Annotated in this window: 22 protein-coding genes and 1 tRNA gene; 16 read left to right on the top strand and 7 right to left on the bottom strand. The window is 72.4% G+C overall.

Annotated elements, in window-relative coordinates; translation table 11 throughout:
• Positions 1-12: 12 nt before the first annotated feature.
• Together ACZ6I1_RS24085 and ACZ6I1_RS24080 are read left to right on the top strand one after the other, a co-directional pair.
• The gene (locus tag ACZ6I1_RS24085) at positions 13-609 is read left to right on the top strand and encodes an HhH-GPD-type base excision DNA repair protein (protein ID WP_469290362.1); all 597 of its coding nucleotides are present in this window, start codon (positions 13-15) and stop codon (positions 607-609) included.
• A 119-nt stretch (positions 610-728) separates the two neighbouring features.
• On the top strand, positions 729-1,202 hold the full coding sequence (locus tag ACZ6I1_RS24080; RefSeq protein ID WP_469290359.1) for a cupin domain-containing protein: 474 nt from the start codon (positions 729-731) through the stop codon (positions 1,200-1,202).
• Here ACZ6I1_RS24080 and opcA read toward each other — a convergent pair.
• Together opcA and ACZ6I1_RS24070 are read right to left on the bottom strand one after the other, a co-directional pair.
• The gene (gene opcA / locus ACZ6I1_RS24075; protein WP_469290357.1) at positions 1,151-2,083 is read right to left on the bottom strand and encodes a glucose-6-phosphate dehydrogenase assembly protein OpcA; all 933 of its coding nucleotides are present in this window, start codon (positions 2,081-2,083) and stop codon (positions 1,151-1,153) included. The two genes, ACZ6I1_RS24080 and opcA, sit on opposite strands and share 52 nt — an antisense overlap.
• Positions 2,084-2,174: 91 nt before the next feature.
• Positions 2,175-3,815 (bottom strand): helicase HerA-like domain-containing protein, encoded by a 1,641-nt coding sequence (locus ACZ6I1_RS24070; RefSeq protein ID WP_469290355.1) that lies wholly within the window; start codon positions 3,813-3,815, stop codon positions 2,175-2,177.
• Positions 3,816-3,903: 88 nt separating this feature from the next.
• On the opposite strand from ACZ6I1_RS24070, the gene ACZ6I1_RS24065 reads away from it, so the two are divergent.
• Together ACZ6I1_RS24065 and ACZ6I1_RS24060 are read left to right on the top strand one after the other, a co-directional pair.
• A complete protein-coding gene (locus ACZ6I1_RS24065) occupies positions 3,904-4,200 on the top strand; it encodes a type II toxin-antitoxin system VapB family antitoxin (RefSeq protein WP_017240525.1) in 297 nt (98 codons plus the stop codon).
• A gap of 215 nt (positions 4,201-4,415) precedes the next feature.
• Complete coding sequence (locus tag ACZ6I1_RS24060; protein WP_469290465.1) at positions 4,416-5,060, top strand: LytR C-terminal domain-containing protein; 645 nt, start codon at positions 4,416-4,418, stop codon at positions 5,058-5,060.
• A gap of 66 nt (positions 5,061-5,126) precedes the next feature.
• On the opposite strand, the gene upp is transcribed toward ACZ6I1_RS24060, so the two are convergent.
• Positions 5,127-5,762 carry a uracil phosphoribosyltransferase gene (gene upp / locus ACZ6I1_RS24055; RefSeq protein ID WP_328926482.1) on the bottom strand — a complete coding sequence of 212 codons (636 nt, stop codon included), beginning with the start codon at positions 5,760-5,762 and terminating at the stop codon, positions 5,127-5,129.
• 139 nt (positions 5,763-5,901) lie between these two features.
• Here upp and ACZ6I1_RS24050 point away from each other — a divergent pair, with 139 nt between their 5' ends.
• The 10 genes from ACZ6I1_RS24050 to ACZ6I1_RS24005 all read left to right on the top strand — a co-directional run bounded on the left by ACZ6I1_RS24050 (position 5,902) and on the right by ACZ6I1_RS24005 (position 12,870).
• Positions 5,902-6,855: a universal stress protein gene (locus tag ACZ6I1_RS24050; protein WP_469290352.1), complete on the top strand. Its 954-nt coding sequence runs from the start codon at positions 5,902-5,904 to the stop codon at positions 6,853-6,855.
• 109 nt (positions 6,856-6,964) lie between these two features.
• Entirely contained in the window at positions 6,965-7,144 is a 180-nt protein-coding gene (locus ACZ6I1_RS24045) for a hypothetical protein (RefSeq protein WP_469290350.1), read from the top strand.
• Positions 7,145-7,429: 285 nt separating this feature from the next.
• On the top strand, positions 7,430-7,978 hold the full coding sequence (locus ACZ6I1_RS24040) for a tRNA adenosine deaminase-associated protein (protein WP_384216864.1): 549 nt from the start codon (positions 7,430-7,432) through the stop codon (positions 7,976-7,978).
• Between the two features lie 8 nt (positions 7,979-7,986).
• The gene (gene tadA / locus ACZ6I1_RS24035) at positions 7,987-8,466 is read left to right on the top strand and encodes a tRNA adenosine(34) deaminase TadA (protein ID WP_469290463.1); all 480 of its coding nucleotides are present in this window, start codon (positions 7,987-7,989) and stop codon (positions 8,464-8,466) included.
• 152 nt (positions 8,467-8,618) lie between these two features.
• Positions 8,619-8,703: transfer RNA gene (locus ACZ6I1_RS24030), tRNA-Ser, on the top strand.
• Between the two features lie 178 nt (positions 8,704-8,881).
• Positions 8,882-9,172 carry a hypothetical protein gene (locus tag ACZ6I1_RS24025; protein WP_469290348.1) on the top strand — a complete coding sequence of 97 codons (291 nt, stop codon included), beginning with the start codon at positions 8,882-8,884 and terminating at the stop codon, positions 9,170-9,172.
• A 355-nt stretch (positions 9,173-9,527) separates the two neighbouring features.
• Positions 9,528-9,689: a hypothetical protein gene (locus tag ACZ6I1_RS24020; protein ID WP_167739582.1), complete on the top strand. Its 162-nt coding sequence runs from the start codon at positions 9,528-9,530 to the stop codon at positions 9,687-9,689.
• Positions 9,690-9,920: 231 nt separating this feature from the next.
• Positions 9,921-10,949, top strand: coding sequence for an RNA polymerase sigma factor SigF (locus tag ACZ6I1_RS24015; protein WP_469290346.1), 1,029 nt, complete (start codon positions 9,921-9,923; stop codon positions 10,947-10,949).
• Between the two features lie 230 nt (positions 10,950-11,179).
• On the top strand, positions 11,180-12,028 hold the full coding sequence (locus ACZ6I1_RS24010; RefSeq protein ID WP_469290344.1) for an RNA polymerase sigma factor SigF: 849 nt from the start codon (positions 11,180-11,182) through the stop codon (positions 12,026-12,028).
• A gap of 50 nt (positions 12,029-12,078) precedes the next feature.
• Entirely contained in the window at positions 12,079-12,870 is a 792-nt protein-coding gene (locus tag ACZ6I1_RS24005) for a hypothetical protein (RefSeq protein ID WP_469290343.1), read from the top strand.
• 175 nt (positions 12,871-13,045) lie between these two features.
• On the opposite strand, the gene ACZ6I1_RS24000 is transcribed toward ACZ6I1_RS24005, so the two are convergent.
• Positions 13,046-13,279 carry a hypothetical protein gene (locus tag ACZ6I1_RS24000; protein ID WP_469290340.1) on the bottom strand — a complete coding sequence of 78 codons (234 nt, stop codon included), beginning with the start codon at positions 13,277-13,279 and terminating at the stop codon, positions 13,046-13,048.
• Positions 13,280-13,398: 119 nt separating this feature from the next.
• Here ACZ6I1_RS24000 and ACZ6I1_RS23995 point away from each other — a divergent pair, with 119 nt between their 5' ends.
• Complete coding sequence (locus tag ACZ6I1_RS23995) at positions 13,399-13,830, top strand: MarR family winged helix-turn-helix transcriptional regulator (protein ID WP_469290338.1); 432 nt, start codon at positions 13,399-13,401, stop codon at positions 13,828-13,830.
• 13 nt (positions 13,831-13,843) lie between these two features.
• A complete protein-coding gene (locus tag ACZ6I1_RS23990) occupies positions 13,844-15,469 on the top strand; it encodes an MDR family MFS transporter (protein WP_469290336.1) in 1,626 nt (541 codons plus the stop codon).
• 10 nt (positions 15,470-15,479) lie between these two features.
• Here ACZ6I1_RS23990 and ACZ6I1_RS23985 read toward each other — a convergent pair whose 3' ends face one another.
• From ACZ6I1_RS23985 to ACZ6I1_RS23975, 3 genes are all read right to left on the bottom strand, one after another.
• On the bottom strand, positions 15,480-16,106 hold the full coding sequence (locus ACZ6I1_RS23985; protein WP_469290333.1) for a TetR/AcrR family transcriptional regulator: 627 nt from the start codon (positions 16,104-16,106) through the stop codon (positions 15,480-15,482).
• A gap of 119 nt (positions 16,107-16,225) precedes the next feature.
• Positions 16,226-18,430, bottom strand: coding sequence for a glycosyltransferase family 39 protein (locus ACZ6I1_RS23980; RefSeq protein WP_469290331.1), 2,205 nt, complete (start codon positions 18,428-18,430; stop codon positions 16,226-16,228).
• Positions 18,427-19,701, bottom strand: coding sequence for a bifunctional glycosyltransferase family 2/GtrA family protein (locus ACZ6I1_RS23975; protein WP_469290329.1), 1,275 nt, complete (start codon positions 19,699-19,701; stop codon positions 18,427-18,429). The genes ACZ6I1_RS23980 and ACZ6I1_RS23975 overlap by 4 nt, the downstream gene beginning before the upstream one ends.
• Between the last annotated feature and the right edge of the window lie 20 nt (positions 19,702-19,721).

Genomic DNA, 19,721 nt, shown 5'->3' with positions numbered 1-19,721 from the left:
GAGGCTGGAGCCATGGACAAGGACATCACCATCCGGCTGGCGCAGCAGCCGGAGGCCGACGCGCTGCTCTCCCGGAGCCCGCTCGCCGCCCTCGTCGGGATGCTGCTCGACCAGCAGGTGCCGATGGAGTGGGCCTTCTCGGGGCCGTGGACGATCGCCCAGCGGCTCGGCTCCGACGACCTGGACGCGCACGCCATCGCCGCGTACGACCCGGAGGCCTTCGCCGCGCTGCTCTCGGAGAAGCCCGCCGTCCACCGCTACCCCGGGTCGATGGCGAAGCGGATCCAGCAGCTGTGCGCGTACCTGGTGGAGCACTACGGCGGGGACGCCGAGGCCGTCTGGGACGGCGTCGGCACCGGGGCGGAACTGCTGGCGCGCCTGAAGGCGCTGCCCGGCTTCGGCGAGCAGAAGGCCCAGATCTTCCTCGCGCTGCTGGGGAAGCGGCTCGGCGTGCGGCCGAAGGGCTGGCGGGAGGCGGCGGGAGGCTATGGACCGGCGAACGTCTACCGTTCGGCGGCCGACATCACGGGCCCCGAGTCACTGGCCAAGGTCCGGGCGCACAAGCAGGAGATGAAGGCCGCGGCCAAAGCCGCGAAAGCGTCGGGCTGACCAGCCGTCTGCCCGGCAGCCGGCCCGGCAGTCGGCCCGGCGGTAGCAGTAATTGACCGGCTTGGAAGGTGCTGGATTGACCCCTGGGACCGGTCTATTCACACCCTAGATTGGGGGACATGAACGAGATCGCCACCCGCGCCGCCACCGCCGAAGTCATCCAGGACGCCCCCGGCAGCCTCATCACGCTGCTCACGGACACCGCCGAACTCACCTGCAACACGGCCACCTTCGAGGAGGGCGCGGCCGGCGCCCCGGTGCACTTCCACACCAAGGCCACCGAGTTCTTCCACGTCACCGCCGGCCGCCTGGACGTCCTGGTCGGGGACGAGATCCACACCCTCGAAGCGGGCGACTTCCTCGCGGTCCCGCCCGGCGTCAAGCACGCCTTCGCCCCCGCCGCCGGCCACACCGCCGGGGTCTTCGTCGGCTTCACCCCCGGTATGGGCCGCTTCGACTACTACCGCCTCCTCGGCCGGGTCAACGCGGGCGAGGCCACCGTGCAGGACATCAAGGACAGCTCCGCCACGTACGACAACCACTACGCGGAGAGCGCCGCCTGGAGCGGCCGCCGCCGCAGCGCAGCGCCGTAGGTCACGTCCGCGTCGAGGCGGCGCAGCTCCTCCGCGATCAGCTCGGCGCCGCTGCGGATCTTCAGGGCCACGCTGCGGTCCGGGCTCCCCGGCAGGGCCAGGGTGGCCAGCGCCCCCGCGGGCCGGTCCACCCGGATGTCGCCGCCCGTCGTGCGCAGGACGACCCGGGTGATCACCGGGCCCCCGCTCGCCACCCGGTCGACGGGCACGCCGAGCCGGTCCTCCAGCCAGCGCGCCAGCAGCTCGGCGCTCGCGTTGTCCGGCTCGCTCTCCACCGCCGCGCCGGTCACCGGCAGCGGCTTCTGGTCCAGGGCGGCCGCGAGCAGGGCCCGCCACGGCGTCAGCCGGGTCCAGGCCAGATCGGTGTCCCCGGGCCGGTACGCGGCGGCCCGGTCGTCCAGTACGCCGACCGGGTCGAAGGCCGCGGCCGCGTCCGTGATCCGGCGCTGCGCGAGCGAGCCCAGGGAGTCCCCGGCGACATCGGCGGGGGCGTCGGCCGGCCACCACGCGACGACGGGCGCGTCCGGCACCAGCAGCGGCAGGACGACCGAGCCGGCCTGCTCGGTCAGCTCCCCGTGCAGGCGCAGCACGAGCGTCTCCCCGGTTCCGGCGTCCGAGCCGAGCCGCAGCTCGGCGTCCATCCGGTCGGCGCGGAGCTTGTGCGGGCCGCGCGAGGTCCGCTTGATCACGGTGATGATGCGGCAGGGGTGCTCGCGCGAGGCCTCGGAGGCCGCGCGCAGGGCGTCGTAGGCGTTTTCCTCGTCGGTGACGACGAGGAGGGTGAGCACCAGCCCCGTGGTGGGGCTTCCTATCGCGCGGCGGGCGGCGAGCAGCGCCCGGTTGATCTTGCTGGACGTGGTGTCGGTCAGTTCGGTCCGCATGCCACGAGTCTCTCAGCGACGGGCCGGTTCCGGTCACCCGGTGGGCTGGGTTCCGCCTGGAACGGGGGCCGGGCGACACCGTTTTCGCGGCTCATCGCCGCCTGCGGGCCGTTCCGAAGACCGAGCGCGAGATCTCCCGGCCCAGCTGGGTCCCGATCGACCGGGCCAGCGAGCGGAACAGCCCGCTGCCCAGCACCTGCTCGGCCAGCGAGGGGTCCGGCTCGGGAGCGCCGCGCCCGGTCCGCGCCGCCCCCTTCTCCGCCTTCTCGGCCTGCTTCTCGGCCTTCTCCGCCTTCTCGGCCTGCTTCTGCGCCTCGGCGGCTGCCGCTGCCGCCTCCGCCTCGGCCTCCGCGGCGGCCTGCTCGGCGCTGATCTTCTCGTACGCCGACTCCCGGTCGACCGGCTCCGCGTACCGCGACCACAGCAGCGAGGACTTCACCGCCTGGTCCAGGGCCGCCGGCTCGATCGGCCCCATCAGCGACTGCGGGGCCCGCAGCCTGGTCGCCGCCACCGGCGTCGGCGCGCCGTTCTCGCTCAGTACGGTGACCACCGCCTCGCCGGTCCCCAGCTGCGTGAGCAGCTCCTCCAGGTCGTAGTCGGAGTGCGGGAAGGTCCTCACCGTCGCCTTCAGCGCCTTCGCGTCGTCGGGGGTGAAGGCGCGCAGCGCGTGCTGCACGCGGTTGCCGAGCTGGGCGAGCACGTCCCCCGGCACGTCCTTGGGCGTCTGCGTCACGAAGAAGACGCCCACGCCCTTGGAGCGGATGAGGCGCACCGTCTGGGTGACGGAGTCGAGGAACGCCTTCGACGCGCCGTTGAAGAGCAGGTGCGCCTCGTCGAAGAAGAAGACGAGCTTCGGCTGCTCCAGATCGCCCACCTCCGGCAGGTCGTGGAACAGGTCGGCCAGCAGCCACATCAGGAAGGTGGAGAAGAGCTGCGGCTTGTCCTGGACCGCCGCGAGCTCCAGTACGGAGACCGTGCCGCGCCCGTCCGCGGCCGTCCGCAGGAGCTCGCTGGTGTCGAACTCCGGCTCGCCGAAGAACTCCGCTGCCCCCTGCTGCTCGAAGGCGGTCAGCGCCCGCAGGATCACCCCGGCCGTCACCGTGGACAGCCCGCCGATGCCCTTGAGCTCCGGCTTTCCCTGGTCGGAGACGAGGAACGCGACGACCGCGCGCAGGTCCTTGAGGTCGATCAGCTCCAGGCCCTTGGTGTCGGCGTAGTGGAAGATCAGGCCGAGGGACTGCTCCTGCGTCTGGTTGAGCCGGAGCACCTTCGACAGCAGGACCGGGCCGAAGCCGGTGACGGTCGACCGGACCGGGATCCCGGGGCCGATACCGCCGAGCGAGTAGAACTCGCACGGGTATCCGGTGGCCTCCCACTGCTGGGCCACGTCCTTCGCCCGTACCGCGACCTTCTCGTTCGGCGCGCCCGGCGCCGAGATCCCCGAGACGTCGCCCTTGACGTCCGCGAGGAAGACCGGGACTCCGCTGGCCGACAGCTGCTCGGCGATGAGCTGGAGCGTCTTGGTCTTGCCGGTGCCGGTGGCGCCCGCGACCAGCCCGTGCCGGTTGAGCATCGGCAGCGGGATGCGGATCTGGTGGCCGGGCAGGCAGCTGCCGTCCCAGAGCAGGGCCCCCAGGTCGAGCGCCGGTCCGGTGAAGGCGTATCCGGCAGCGATCTTGTCGGCCGGGCCCGTCTGCTCCGCCATGGCGGCGGGGTCGGTGCTCTCGCTCATGCATCACTCCCGAATTGGCGCCCTTCGCCACTTTTGCACCAACGCGGCGAGGCTGCGCTCGCAGGGCCGGGGCCGGTAGGCTTTCCGTGTGATCTTCAAGCGCATCGGTAACGGAAAGCCGTACCCCGACCACGGCCGGGAAAGCACCCGCCAGTGGGCGGACGTCGCGCCGCGCCCGGTCCGGCTCGACCAGCTGGTGACGACCAAGGGGCAGCTCGACCTCGAGACGCTGCTCGCCGAGGACTCCACCTTCTACGGCGACCTCTTCGCGCACGTCGTCAAGTGGCGGGGCGACCTCTACCTGGAGGACGGGCTGCACCGCGCCGTGCGCGCGGCCCTGCAGCAGCGCCAGGTGCTGCACGCCCGCGTCCTCGAGATGGACTGAGCCGACACCGGCCCGCACGACCACGCCCGGCCTCCGGGCGCGAGCCCCTGACCACCCCCCGGCCAGGGGCTTCGGCGCGTCGGCCCATCGGCCCGTCGGCGCTTCGCGTGGATTGCGCCTTTCGGGTCACCATTGACCTATCAGCAGATCATTTAGTAGGCATCGCCACCGGGCGGCACTACGCTGCGCCCATGAGCATGCTCACTCCCCCCGGCATGGGCGGAAAGTACCGCGTCACGGGAGCCGCCTACCCCCGTATGAGCCGTAAGCGGAGCCGCCGTCGGATCGTCTTCGCCGTGCTCGGCTCGGTCCTCGCACTGGCCCTGCTCGGCTACGGAGCCCTGCAGCTCATCGACGTGTTCCAGGGCGACAGCCCGAAGCGGAACACGGCCGCGGGCGCCAGGGACTGTCCGACGAAGGCGGCCGACGCCGCCGTCAAGGGCGGCCCCGAAGCCGCCTCGGCCGCCTCCCCGAAACCGGCGGTCGTGCTGCCCAAGCCCGCCGACATCACCGTCAACGTCTACAACGCGACCCCGCGCGCCGGACTCGCCAAGGCCGTCGGCGACGAGCTCCGCAAACGCGGCTTTACCGTCGGCGACGTGGGCAACGCCCCCGCCGACTTCGACAAGAAGGTCCCCGGCACCGGGATACTGCTGGGCTCGCCCACCACCGACAAGGCCGCCTTCAGCGTGCTGGGCACCCAGCTCGCCGGCGTCACCCAGCAGACCGACGCCCGCGAGACCGCGGAGATCGACCTGATCCTGGGCGACGCCTTCAAGGAGCTGAACACGCCGGAGGACGCGGCCAAGGCGCTGGCCGTACTGGCCAACCCCGCGCCCGCGCCCTCCGCGAAGTGCTGATGCGCCCGATGCACCCGATGCACCCGGTGCGCCCGATGCGCTGATCGGGTGCCGGGGGGGCGGCTGCTACTCGGCCGAGCCGTACATGCGGTCGCCCGCGTCGCCCAGGCCCGGAACGATGTAGCCGTGCTCGTTGAGCCGCTCGTCCACCGCCGCCGTCACCACGGTCACCGGCGTGCCCGCCAGCTCGCGCTCCATGATCTCGACGCCCTCGGGCGCGGCCAGCAGCACCACGGCGGTGACGTCGTCGGCGCCGCGCTTGATCAGCTCCCGGATCGCCGCGACGAGCGTGCCGCCGGTGGCCAGCATCGGGTCGACGACGTAGACCTGCCGCCCGGAGAGGTCCTCCGGCATGCGCGTCGCGTACGTGGAGGCCTCCAGGGTCTCCTCGTTGCGGACCATGCCCAGGAAGCCCACCTCGGCGGTCGGCAGGAGCCGCACCATGCCGTCGAGCATGCCGAGGCCGGCCCGCAGGATCGGCACGACCAGCGGGCGCGGGTGCGAGAGCTTCACGCCGGTGGTCGGGGCGACCGGGGTCTCGATGTCGGCCTGCTCGGTGCGCACGTCCCGGGTGGCCTCGTACGCGAGCAGGGTCACCAGCTCGTCGGCGAGCCGCCGGAACGTGGCGGAGTCGGTGCGCTTGTCGCGCAGGGTGGTGAGTTTGTGCGCCACCAAGGGGTGATCGACGACCTGCAAACGCACAACATCCTCCAAAACTCGGCCTGCGACCTGCAAAAACGGCCGCGAGACGCGACCTGCACCCAAAAGGCTACGCGGTGCGCGGGCCCGCGCGCGTCCGTCTGGGGATGCGACCCGCGCGCGAGCCCACCAGGCTGGACTGATGAGCAACGCACCGGTGATCGCCGCCGTCGACGGGTCCGAGCACAGCCTCAAGGCCCTGGACTGGGCCAGGGCCGCCGCCCTGCGGCACGGTACGGGACTGCTGATCGCCCATGTACTGCCCGACCACGCCCAGTTGTACGCGGGACGCCGGGCCGCACTGCACGACGCCTCGCAGCCGGAGGAGTTCGCCGACCCGGTGAGCGAGCGCATCCGGGCCCTGCTGGGCGGCGGACCCGACCTGCCGGAAGGGGTCCGGTACGCATCGCTGGAGGGCTCCGTCCCCGAGGCCCTGCGGGTGATCGGCGCGGAAGCCCTGATGCTCGTCATGGGCTCCCGCGGGCGCGGCGGCTTCGCCACCCTGCTCCTCGGCTCGAACAGCCGCGCCGTCGCCACGACCGCGCCCTGCCCGGTGGTCGTGGTCCCGCACGCGGAACGGAACGTGGCGGACGCCTCGGCGGAGCAGTCCGCCGGGAAGGTGGTGCTCGGGCTGCACGCCGCGGAGACCCCGGACGACGTACTGGCCTTCGCGTTCGCGGAAGCGTCCGTGCGGGGGACCACCGTCCAGGTGGTGTCCGCGTACGCCGTACCGCCCGCCCCGACCATGGTCATCGACGCGCCCTTCGTGGTGATCCCGCCGGAGGGCCTGGCGGACGACGGGGACGCCGTACCGGCCGAGCGGGAGATGCTGCGGTCCCAGACGGCGCGGCTGGCGCCCTTCCGCGCCCGCTACCCCGGCGTGCCGGTCGAGCAGGCCGCCGTGCCCGGGGACGCGGCGGGCCGGCTGGTCATGGCCTCGCGGTCGGCGGAGCTGGTCGTGGTGGGCCGCCACCATCCGCGGCGCACGGCCATGTCCCTGCTGATCGGCTCGGTGGCGAACGCGGTGCTGCAGCACGCCCACGGCCCCGTGGCCGTGGTCCCGGCGCTCTCCGACGACGCGGCCGCCGCCGCCTGACCCCGGCGGCGCCGTCCGACCTTCTGACCTGCGAAGGGGTGGCATCAAACGGCCCTTCCGGGGGAAGGTGGGTGCAGGGGGAACGACCGACCAGCCTGGGTGGTGGCCGATGCCCGACACGCAGCCGAGCGACGACGAGCCGGAGACCGCGGCGCAGCGCCGAGCACGCCGCGCGCAGTTCCTGCGCGACCTCATGGAGGCGCGGGCCCTGCGCGACCGCGTCCAGCCCCGCCGCGCCCGCGCCGCGCGCATGCGCCAGCAGATGCGCATGCGCACGTTCCGCTGGTGACCGCCGCCGCCGACACGGCGGGGCGCGCCCGACGGGCAGGGACGCCTCGACCGGGGCCGGCCGAGGCCCCGGACCCGTACGGCACCGCCGCCCCACGCCCCCCGCACGGGCCGCACGGCGCACGGCACGGGACGACGCAAGCGCGGAAGACCTCTCGCAATGCCGCCGTTTCTGCCACGATGCCGATTGGGCGGGGCAGTACGGCGGGCACCACAGCCGTTCGACCCCAACCTCCGGCCGGGGGGACCTCCAACCGGCACGCCTAAGACCAGTGGGAGAGTCACGGTGTATTTCGCCGCACTGCTCGCGCGCACCGAAGACGGGTGGGAAGCGAGCGACATGGAACTCGACGACGTCGAGTCCCTCAGTGATCTGATCGATCTCGCCCGGTCCGCCGCTGTCGACGACGACACGGTGGTCGCCCTCATCGAGCAGGAGGACGCCTGGTTCGGCGTCGTCCGCGTGGACGGCGAGGAGGACCCGCGGTACTTCGTGTCGAACGCCTCCGCGGCCGCCCGCAGCTCCTACGGCTCGATGCTGACCAAAGAGCTGCTGGGCAGCGACGAGGAGGACGACGAACTCGACGAACTGGACCTGGACGGCACCGAGGACGGCGAGGAGGAACCCCTCACCGCCTTCACCGACGAGACAGACGACGAGGACGAACCGGGAGGCACCGGCGCGGAGCCGGTACCGGCCGGCCCGCTCGGCGACCCCCAGTTGCTGGACGACCTCGGCGTGACCCACAAGCAGCTGATGACCCTCGACGGGGACGCCCTCTCGGAGATCGCCGAGTCCCTCGGCGCCACCGAGGTCCTGGAGGCCGTCCGCTAGTGATCCACATGCAGGACGCGCACACTCCGGATCCCGTACGGGACCCGTGGCGGGACTCCATGCGCCTGGCGCTCCAGGAGGCCGCGCGGGCGGTGCCGGCCGGCGACGTGCCGGTCGGCGCCGTCGTGCTCGGCCCCGACGGCTCGGTCCTGGCCACCGGGTACAACGAGCGCGAGGCGGCCGGCGACCCCACGGCGCACGCCGAGGTGCTGGCGCTGCGCCGGGCCGCGGCCGCACTCGGGGAATGGCGTCTGCCCGGGTGCACCCTCGTGGTGACCCTGGAGCCGTGCGTGATGTGCGCGGGCGCGCTCGTGCAGTCGCGCGTCGCCCGGGTCGTCTACGGCGCGGACGACGAGAAGGCGGGCGCGGCCGGCTCGCTCTGGGACCTCGTACGGGACCGCCGGCTCAACCACCGGCCCGAGGTGATCCGCGGCGTCCTCGCCGAGGAGTGCGCACGGCAGCTGACGGACTTCTTCCGCGACCTGTGACCGGACCGGCGGCTGCCCCGCCCCGCAGACCGGCCCGCAGACCGGCCCGCAACCGCCTCGCAACCGCCCCGCCGACCTGCGCGCTGACCGGCTCACCGGCCCGGCGGATTCCGATTTCGGTGAATGAGGCTCCTTAGGCTAGGATCCATCTCGGTAGTGTGTCCGAGTGGCCGAAGGAGCTCGCCTCGAAAGCGAGTATGGGGCAACCCATCGGGGGTTCAAATCCCTCCACTACCGCTCCGATCGAGAGCCCCGCCCCGCAAGGGTCGGGGCTCTCGGCGTTCCACCCGCACGTCGCGTCACGTACGTCATGCGCGTCACTTCACGCACGTCACATGCCGCGCGTCCCGCGCCTCGACGCGTCTCTCCGGATGACCCCCGCGTGACCGCCCGCCCCCTCGGCCGTTGTCACGGCATGACCAAGACCCAGCGCATGCTCGCCGCCTTCGCCCTCGCGGGGGCCGCCGCGGGCCTCGCCGCACCCGCCGCCTCCGCCGCGCCCCTGGCCCCCCTCACCCTCCCGGACCTCCCGACTGCCGCCCCGGGCATGCCCGCGGGGGCCCAGCCCGCCTCCGTCCAGGAGATCGGCGGGAAGGTCAGCGAAGGCGCGAACCAGCTCAACCAGCTGACGGAGCTGCCGAACCAGCTGGCGCCCGTCATCGCCCCCGTGCAGCCCCTGGTCGACCTGGCCGGCGCCATCCAGTAGCGGCACACACGAAGAAGGCCCCGACCGGAGCCGGGACCTTCGACGTGTGGACGGGGGAAGCGGCATCGGGGGGACAAGCCGCTTCCCCCGATGAGGACGGAACCTGCCGGCCCGAGCCGCGTCAGGGGGAAGCTCGCGGCGCGGACCCCGCAGTGAGGTCCTGTCCCTCACCCACCGATTTCCTGCCAGAACCGGTGGGCTCACACCCATCCTGCGCTTCCCGCAACCGCCGGCACACCGGCAAAGGGCCTGGAGGGCCGGGTCATTGGTCCCTAAAGGACAGGTGAGTGTCCATACCCGACCGGTTAGACTCACCCGACTTTGCAAGGACCGGTTGGGGAGGCCGTCACCGCTCATGGACACCAAGAAGCTCATCACGGGCGCCCTCACCATCTTCGTACTCTTCGTGATCATCACCCAGCCCAAACGTGCGGCCGAGATGGTGGGAATAGGTTTCCAGGGCATATCGGATGCAGCCTCCGGTATCGGCGAGTTCATGACCGAACTGGTGCGCTGAGCCCGTACGCTGAACCGGCTTCCGGATTTCCCGGCCCCCCACTCCGACGGGTGGGGGGCTTTTTGCATACCCACCACTCGGCGCAATGCCCCACTATGCCCAACTTGCCCTCAACACGGTGATATACGGTGCTTGCACACAGTGCACATCTCTTGTGATGCTATGACCGCTTTTGACGGATGAGTTGATTGAAGGGGTGGCGTGACCGTGCCGGCCAGTACAGCGCCTCAGGTGCCACCCCAGCAGGACCCGCAGCAGGACTCTCCGGTACCGCTCCAGCAGGACCCGCAGCAGGAATCTCCCGTACCGCTCCAGCAGGAGCCCCGGCAGGGACCGCGACAGGAACCCCGGCAGGAGATCCGGCAGGAACCCCGGCGGGAGCCGGGGCAGCAGCCGGGACACGAGCCGGGGCAGGAGCCGGGGCAGGAACCGCGCCGCGACCCCGCCCCCGAGGAGCCCCCGGCCGCGGCCCCGCCCGCGCCCCCGAGACCGCCCAGCCGGGGCGCGGACACCCGGGCCCTGACCCAGGTCCTCTTCGGGCAGCTGAAAGGGCTCCAGCCGGGCACCAGCGAGCACAACCGGGTGCGCGGGGCCCTCATCGAGGCCAACCTCCCGCTCGTCCGTTACGCGGCCGCCCGCTTCCGCAGCCGCAACGAGCCGATGGAGGACGTGGTCCAGGTCGGCACCATCGGGCTGATCAACGCCATCGACCGGTTCGACCCGGACCGCGGCGTGCAGTTCCCGACCTTCGCGATGCCCACCGTCGTGGGCGAGATCAAGCGCTACTTCCGCGACAACGTCCGCACCGTCCACGTGCCCCGCCGCCTCCACGAGCTGTGGGTGCAGGTCAACGCGGCCACCGAGGACCTCACGACCCTCCACGGCCGCACCCCGACCACCGCAGAGATCGCCGAGCGGCTGCGCATCACCGAGGACGAGGTCCTCTCCTGCATCGAGGCCGGACGGAGTTATCACGCAACCTCGCTCGAGGCCGCCCAGGAAGGCGACGGCATGCCCGGCCTCCTCGACCGCCTCGGTTACGAGGATCCGGAGCTGGCCGGGGTCGAACACCGCGACCTGGTCCGCCACCTGCTCGTACAGCTGCCCGAGCGTGAGCAAAGGATCCTGCTGCTGCGGTACTACAACAATCTGACGCAATCGCAGATCAGCGCCGAGCTCGGCGTCTCCCAGATGCACGTCTCCCGACTCCTCGCCCGGAGCTTCGCCCGACTGAGATCCGCAAACAGGATCGAGGCGTAACCGGAACGAGTGGAGATCATTCACATGTTTCCCGACAGAACGGGCTGATCGCCCTCTGACCTCGTCTGTCGCTGGAGATATATGTCGACTTGGCGCTACAGCGCGTTGCCGACATGTGACATTCTGCTTGAACCGCGTTTGCCGCAGCCCCGCCTCCGGTATTCAGGTGGAGGCTGCGTTCCTCCGACGGGCGCGCCGTACGCGACCGTCCGCGACCTCAAGGGGGTGGCATGTCCGTAGACCAGGGCAGCTCCAAGGTGCTCACGCTCGTCAAGAGCGCGGCGCCGACAGCACCGGCAGTGTCCGACCGCTCGGAAGCCATCGACACCCGCACCCTCTCCCGCTCCCTCTTCCAGCGCCTCGCCGCCCTGGACGCGGACAGCCCCGACCGGGCGTACGTACGCGACACCCTGATCGAGCTGAACCTGCCCCTGGTCCGGTACGCCGCCGCGCGCTTCCGCAGCCGCAACGAGCCGATGGAGGACATCGTCCAGGTCGGCACGATCGGCCTGATCAAGGCGATCGACCGGTTCGACTGCGAACGCGGCGTGGAGTTCCCGACGTTCGCGATGCCGACCGTCGTGGGCGAGATCAAACGATTCTTTAGGGACACCTCCTGGTCCGTCCGCGTCCCGCGGCGCCTCCAGGAGCTGCGCCTGGCGCTGACCAAGGCCAGCGACGAGCTCGCCCAGAAGCTGGACCGCTCGCCGACCGTCCCCGAGCTCGCCGCCGTCCTGGGCGTCTCGGAGGAGGACGTCGTCGACGGCCTCGCCGTGGGCAACGCCTACACCGCCTCCTCGCTCGACTCGCCCTCCCCCGAGGACGAGGGCGGCGAGGGCTCGCTCGCGGACCGGCTCGGCTACGAGGACACCGCGCTCGAGGGCGTCGAGTACCGCGAGTCGCTCAAGCCGCTGCTCGCCAAACTCCCCGCCCGTGAACGGCAGATCATCATGCTGCGGTTCTTCGCGAACATGACGCAGTCGCAGATCGGCGAGGAGGTCGGCATCTCCCAGATGCACGTCTCCCGGCTGCTCACCCGCACCCTCGCGCAACTGCGCGCAGGCCTGATCGGCGAGTGACAGAGGCCCGCGGGCTTCCCAATTGACGCAGCGTCAGCAAAACTGGCGCGATGCGAAAGGGATCCCGCGCGGCCGTCCTCCTCGCCCTGTGCTGCACGGCCGCCGCCGGCCTCACCGGCTGCGGCGGCCCGGCACGGGACGGCTACGTCGCCGTGGGCGCCGCGGCCCCCGGCCCCGAGCGGGGCGCGGGGGAGAACGTGGCGCCTCAGGACAGGGTCGAGTTCCAGCCGCTCGGCGGCCCGTCCGCGGCGGGCGGCTCCTCCGTGTCGTCGAGTACGTCGGCCAGTACGCCCGGGTCCGGGACACCCGGCGGCTCCGCCCGGACCGGAGGCACGACCACCGGACCCGGCGGCTCCGCACACGCCCCGGGCACCTCACCCGGAGCCGGCCCGACCACCACCGCACCCGGCACACCCGGCAGCCCCGGCGGAACCGGCACACCTGGAAGTCCCGGCAGCCCCGGCCCCGGAGGCCCCGGCACTCCGTCGAGCCCGTCCGCCAAGCCCGGCACCACGCCCCCGGCGCCGCCGGCCACGGCGGCGAAGCTGACGCTGTCCACCCCGGTCAGAACGGCCGCGGCCGACCGCTGGTGCGAGCAGGTGACCGTCACCTTCACCAACACCGGGACCACCACCGCGCGTTCGGGCACGGTCAGTTTCGCGACGCACATCATCGGCGCCCTCGGCATCGACTGGGCCACGATCACCACCACCCAGCCGCTGCCCGCGCCCATCGCGGGCGGGGCCGCGAAGACGCAGAGCTACGCGGTGTGCGTGGAGGCGTGGCGGGTGCCGCTGGGCATGCACGTGGAGACCCGCCAGGTCACGGCCACCTGGAGCTGAGGCCCCCGGCCGGGACCCGCGGGTGCGGGCGCCGGTGGGCGGAGCCGGTGCAGGAGGGCGCGCCCGCATCTGCGCAGGAATCGCGCACGTATCGGCGCACGCATCGGCGCACGTATCGGCGCACGCATCGGCGCACGTATCGGCGCACGTATCGGCGCACGCATCGGCGCCGGACTCAGCGCAGAGCGAGCCAGGCGGCCGCGCCGATCACGAGCACCAGCGCGACGGCCAGCCCCAGCCAGAGGCCCTTCTTCGAGCCGGCAGCCTGCTGCTCCTCCTCGCGGCGCTGGCGACGCGTGGGCGTCTGGCGGGCCGGTGCGGCCTCCTCGACGAACGCCCGGAACATCTGGGTGCTGCCCGCGGGGTCGTAGTTGCCCTCGGGGCCCTGTGAGTTGTGGTTCGCAGCCATGGAGCAGGACCCTAGCCGGTTTTCCGATTCTTTTACCGCCCCACTCCCCGGATTCGTTTGCCTGTAGCAACCATCCGGTTCTATGGTTGCCCCAAGCAACAAGATGGGGGGCGGTCCGGGTGAGCACGCAGACGGCAAAGACCACGCGGTACGAGGAGCTGGCCCGCCAGCTCAGCGGAATCGGCGCGGTCAAACGCGACCTCGCCCGCATCCTGCCCCCGGACTGCCCGCCCGGCACCGCCGCCGTCCTCACCGTGCTCGACCGGCACGGCGAGATGCGGCTGAGCCGACTGGCCGAACTCATGGCCGTGGACATCTCGGTGACCAGCCGGCACGTGACCCACGTAGCCGAACGCGGCTGGATCGAGCGCGAGGCCGACCCGGGAGACGGCCGCTGCCGGATCCTGCGGCTCACCCCCGCCGGCCGGACGCTCCTCGCCGAGCTCGGCTCGCGCTACACGGCCGCGCTGGAAAGAGCACTGGCCGCATGGTCGCCCGAGGACGTCGACGCCCTCAACACCCTGCTGGCCCGACTCCGATCGAGCTTCTAGACAAAGGAAAGACATGGTCCAGTCGGAGACGACGACCCCCCACCCGCCCCCGTCCCAGACCCCGGCCATGACGCACCCGCAGATCATGAAGGCCCTGTCCGGGCTGATGCTCGGCATGTTCGTGGCGATCCTGTCCTCCACGATCGTCTCGAACGCCCTGCCCCAGATCATCAGCGACCTCGGCGGCACGCAGTCCTCGTACACCTGGGTGGTCACCGCGGCCCTGCTGTCGATGACCGCGGCCACCCCGCTGTGGGGCAAGCTCTCGGACCTCTTCAGCAAGAAGCTGCTGGTCCAGATCTCCCTCGTGATCTACGTCCTGGGCTCCGTGGTCGCGGGCATGTCCCAGAACACCGGCACGCTCATCGCGTGCCGCGTGGTCCAGGGCATCGGCGTCGGCGGCCTGTCCGCCCTCGCGCAGATCGTGATGGCCGCGATGATCTCCCCGCGCGAGCGCGGCCGGTACAGCGGCTACCTCGGCGCGGTGTTCGCCGTCGCCACCGTCGGCGGTCCGCTGCTGGGCGGGGTCATCACCGACACCGAGTGGCTGGGCTGGCGCTGGTGCTTCTACGTCGGCGTGCCCTTCGCGATCATCGCGCTGATCGTGCTCCAGCGCACCCTGCACCTGCCCGTCGTGCGCCGCGAGGTCAAGGTCGACTGGCTGGGCGCCTTCCTGATCAGCGGAGCCGTCTCGCTGCTGCTGATCTGGGTCACGCAGGCCGGCGGCTCCTACGCGTGGATCTCCTGGCAGACCTGGGCGATGACCGGCGGCGCGGTGGCGCTCGGCCTGCTCTTCGTCCTGGTGGAGTCCCGGGCGAGCGACCCGATCATCCCGCTGCGGCTGTTCCGCAACAAGACCATCACACTCGCCTCGGCGGCCTCGCTGTTCGTGGGCATCGCGATGTTCTCGGGCACCGTCTTTTTCAGCCAGTTCTTCCAGCTGGCCCGCGGGGAGTCCCCCACGATGTCCGGAATCCTCACGATTCCGATGATCGGCGGGCTCTTCGTCTCCTCCACCGTTTCCGGTCAGGTGATCACCAAGACCGGTCGGTGGAAGGCCTGGATCGTCGTCGGCGGCGTCCTGCTGACCGCCGGTCTCGGCCTGCTCGGCACCCTGCGGTACGACACCCCGTACTGGCAGATCGCGGTGTACATGGCGCTGACCGGCCTCGGCCTCGGCATGATGATGCAGAACCTGGTCCTCGCCACCCAGAACCAGGTGGCCCCCGAGGACCTGGGAGCGGCCAGCTCGGTCGTCACCTTCTTCCGCTCGCTCGGCGGCGCCATGGGCGTCTCGGCGCTCGGCGCGCTCATGGCGCACCAGGTCACCGGGTACGTGAAGGACGGCCTGGCCGCGCTCGGTCCCCAGGCCGCGGCGCTCGGCCACGGCGGCACGGGCGGCGGCGCCTTCCCGGACCTCGACAAGCTGCCGGCCCCGGTCCGTACGGTCATCGAGTCGGCGTACGGGCACGGCGTGGGCGACGTCTTCCTCTACGCGGCGCCCACCGCGCTGCTCGCGCTGCTGCTCTGCCTGTTCATCAAGGAAGTCGTACTGAAGTCGAAGCCCGCGGCCCACACCCCGGTGGGCGCTTCCGTGGAGAAGGCCGCCGCCCCGGCGGAGGCAGCGGCCAAGGCCTGACCCTGCGGGCCTACGCCGTGGCCGTAGTCGTAGCCGTGGACGCGGCCGCGGCCTTGGCCTTGGCCTCGATGCCGGCGATCAGGACGTCGAGCGCGAGGCAGAAATCGCCCTCGGGCGCCCGCCGGGCCGCACCCCCGCAGCCGTGCAGGAACTGCGAGACGGCCAGGTGGGCGCCGGTCCGGGCGGGGTCCGCGAGACCCGTGGCGTCCAACAGCCGCTGGAGGGCGGCGTCGAAGGCCCGGGCGTGCGGGCCGATGTTCGGATAGGCGGCGGTGAGCGGGACCACCCAGGGGTGGTCCGCCAGCAGCCGGCGGTAGCCCCGGGCCAGCGCCCGCAGCCGGCCGTGCCAGCCCTCCGGCGGGGGCCCGGCCGACAGGGCCAGCTCTCCCAGGGCGCTGTCCAGGGCGAGTTCGAGCAGATCGTGCCGGGTGTCCACGTACCAGTACAGGGACATCGCGGTGACCCCGAGTCCGGCGGCGAGCCGCCTCATCGAGAACCGGGCCAGCCCGTCGGAGTCGAGCAGCCGCACGGTGGCGGCGGTGATCCGCTCCCGGTCGAGCCCGGAGGGCGCCTCGCTGCGGCGTCTGGCGGGTGCGGCGGCCCTGGCGGTCAGCCACACACTGCTCTCGACTGGCATCGGATCACCGGAACCGGCCGCGGTCACCATGGAGGCACCCTCCTCACGCCAGGTGGATCAGCCCGGAATGCCCGGTCCGCCCTCTTGATGCTAGGGGGTTCGCCGCAGCGGGCGCTGGATCAGGACCGGGAAGCCGTCAGGTCGTAGAAGGTGGCTCCGCCGACCGTCGTGGCCTTGAACGTGGCCTTCACCCAGGTCTCGATGGCGGTGCCGGTGGCTCCGCCCGGACCTCCCCCGCCCTGGAGCATGCCTCCGCGGGCCTCACCGGTGGCGCGGCCGTCGGCGCCGCCGCCGGTACTTCCCTGGCCGATGAACCAGTGGATCTTCCCGTCCCGCACGTACTGCCGGAACTGCTCCAGGGTGGGCGACGGGTCGCTCCCGTTGAAGCCGCCGATCGGCATCACCGGCGCGCCGGTGGCCAGCTGGTAACTCGCCGCGTTCTGCGAGCCGATGGCGGCCGCCGCCCACGTGTACCGGTCGGCGCCGGCGCTCACGGCCGCCTTGGCCTCGGCACTGACCCGGGTGCCGCCCAGCAGGCCGCCCGGCCCGCCCTGGCCGCCACCGACGCGCTCGAGGACCCGCCCGTCCTGACCGCCCGCGGCGCCATCCTGCGCGGCACCGTCCCGCGCGGCACCGTCCTGGCCTGCCTGGCCCGCCTGGGGCGCCTGGCCCCCCGGCATTCCGCCCTGCGGCGGGGCGGCGCCGCCCTGCGGGCCGCCGCCCTGGCCGGTTCCACCGGGGCCGCCCGGAGGCAGGTCGCCGGGCCCGCCCGCGCCCCGCATCATGCCGCCGGGACCGCCCCGGCCACCCGCCACCGCGGGGCCGGCCGTCACGATGGAGCCGGTGTGCCCGGTGCTCACCGTGGTCAGGCAGTACGCGAGCGGTCCCGCCAGTGCCGCGCCCAGCGCCAGCGCCGCGATGGCCGGCAGCACCCGGCGCCCGGCGCGCCCGGCCCGTGCAGCGCGTCCGGCGCGTGCGGCGAACGGCAGCGCGGCCGCGGCGAGCAGACCGCCCACCAGCACCGCCCAGCGCAGCCACGGCAGATAGCCGGTGGCGCGGCCGAGCAGCTCGTACGACCAGACGGCGGTCAGGGCGAGGGTGCCGGACAGGGTGAGGAGCGCGGCCCGGCTGCCCCGCTCCTCCCACAGCACGGCGACCCCCATGCCGATCAGCGCGGCCACGGACGGCGCCAGCGCCACGGTGTAGTACTCGTGGAAGATGCCCCGCATGTAGCTGAAGACGAGCGCGGTGATCAACAGCGAACCGCCCCAGGCCAGGAACGCCGCCCGGGCCATCCCCTCCAGCGAGTCCGTGGCCCGGCGGGCCCGCCAGGTGACGACCAGCCCGGCCACCAGCAGCACCAGGGCCGCGGGCATCAGCCAGGAGATCTGACCACCGATAGGGGAGGAGAACAGCCGGTCGATGCCCGTCTCGCCCCAGCCGCCACCTCCGCCACCGGCTCGTCCCCCTCCGCCGACGCTGCCCGTCTCATTGCCGTTGATCCGGCCCAGCCCGTTGTAGCCGAGGGTCAGTTCCAGGAAGGAGTTGTTCTGCGATCCGCCGATGTACGGGCGGGAGGAGGCGGGCCACAGCTCCACGACGGCCACCCACCAGCCGCCGGCCACCACCATCGCGAGCCCGGCCAGCAGCAGCTGGCCCAGGCGCCTGCGCAGCGCGATGGGCGCGCAAACCGCGTACAGCACGGCGAGTGGCGGCAGGATGACGAAGGCCTGGAGGGTCTTGGTGAGGAAGGCGAAACCGACTGCGACTCCGGCCCAGACCAGCCACTTCGTGCGCGCCCCGTCCAGCGCGCGCAGCACGCAGTACACGGTGGCGGTGAGCAGCAGGGTCAGCAGCGCGTCCGGGTTGTTGAAGCGGAACATGAGCGCGGCGACGGGTGTCAGCGCGAACGCGGCGCCACTCAGCAGCGCGGCCCCCGGCCCGAACTGGCGCCGTACGGCGGCGTACAGCACGGCGGTCGTCGCGACGCCCATCAGTGCCTGCGGGACGAGGATCTGCCAGGAGCCGAGCCCGAACAGCCGGACTGACAGCATCATCGGCCACAGGGCGGCCGGGGGCTTGTCGACGGTGATGGAGTTCCCGGCGTCCGAGGAGCCGAAGAAGAAGGCCTTCCAGCTCTCGCTGCCCGCCTGTACGGCGGCGGAGTAGAAGGAGTTGGCGTAGCCGGAGGAGCCCAGGTCCCACAGCAGCAGCAGGGCCGTGGCGATCAGGAGCCCGGCGACCGCGGGCCGTTCCCAGCCGGGCCGGCTGGTGCGGGCCCGGGCCTCGGCGGCCGGGAAGAGCGGAAGTACTGCCGTGGTCATCGGGTGTCCTTGGGCGTAGGGGACTGGGAGCCGCGCCGGTCGGGGAAGACCCAGGCGCGGAAGAGCAGGAACCTCAGCACGGTGGCGGCGAGGTTGGCGGTGATCAGTACGGCCAGTTCGGTGCTGTGCGCGGGATGGGCGGCGGCCGCGCCGAGGGCGGCGAGGGAGCCGCTGGTCAGGGCCAGTCCGATGGCGAACACCACCAGTCCCTGGGCCTGGTGGCGCACGGCCCGGTCCCGGCCGCGCACACCGAAGGTGAGCCGGCGGTTGGCGGCGGTGTTGGCGACGGCGGACAGCAGCAGGGCGGCGCCGTTGGCGATCTGCGGGCCCGTCCCGGCGCGGAAAGCGGAGTACAGCGCCAGGTACAGCAGGGTCGACAGGGCTCCGACCGCGCAGAAGCCGAGGAGCTGGCGGGCCAGCCCGCCCTCCACCCCGGGCAGGGCCGTGCGGTCGCGCGGGTCGTCGCCGAAGGGGCGGGCGAGCCGGTCCAGCGGGAGCGCGCCGACGGCCAGGGCGCGGCCCACCCGCCAGACGCCCTTGAGGTCCTCGGCCGCCGTCTTGACGAGGTGGACGGTGGAGTCGGGGTCGTCGACCCAGTCCACCGGCACCTCGTGGATCCGCAGCCCGGCCCGCTCCGCGAGGACGAGCAGCTCGGTGTCGAAGAACCAGCCGGAGTCCTCCACCAGCGGCAGCAGCCGCTCGGCGACCTCCCGCCGGATGGCCTTGAACCCGCACTGGGCATCGCTGAAGCGGGCGGCGAGGGAGGAGCGCAGGAGGAGGTTGTAGGCGCGGGAGACGAACTCCCGCTTCGCTCCGCGCACCACGCGGGAGGAGCGGGCGAGGCGGGTGCCGATGGCGAGGTCGGAGTGGCCGGAGATCAGCGGGGCGACCAGCGGCAGCAGGGCGTTCAGGTCGGTGGACAGGTCCACGTCCATGTACGCGAGGACCGGCGCGTCGGAACCGGACCAGACGGTGTGCAGTGCCCTGCCCCGGCCCTTCTCCTCCAGCCGGGTGCTGCGTACGCCGTCCAGGGTCGCGGCGAGCGCGCCCGCGACCTCGGGGGTGCGGTCGGTGCTCGCGTTGTCGGCGACGGTGATCCGGAAGGGGTAGGGGAACGTACGGGTGAGGTGCTCGTGCAGCCTGTGCACGCACGGTCCGAGGTCCTTCTCCTCGTTGAACACCGGAATCACCACGTCGAGGACGGGCTCACCGGGCGCGGTGGCGAGGGGCGCCCGTGCCGGAAGGGCCCCGGGAGAGGTGTCGGTTCGCATGCTCCGACACTCGCCGGGCG

Source organism: Streptomyces sp. NPDC046303 (assembly GCF_055588085.1).
The sequence above is the reverse complement of the archived record's forward strand: the minus strand, read 5'-3'. Positions and strand labels throughout refer to the sequence as shown.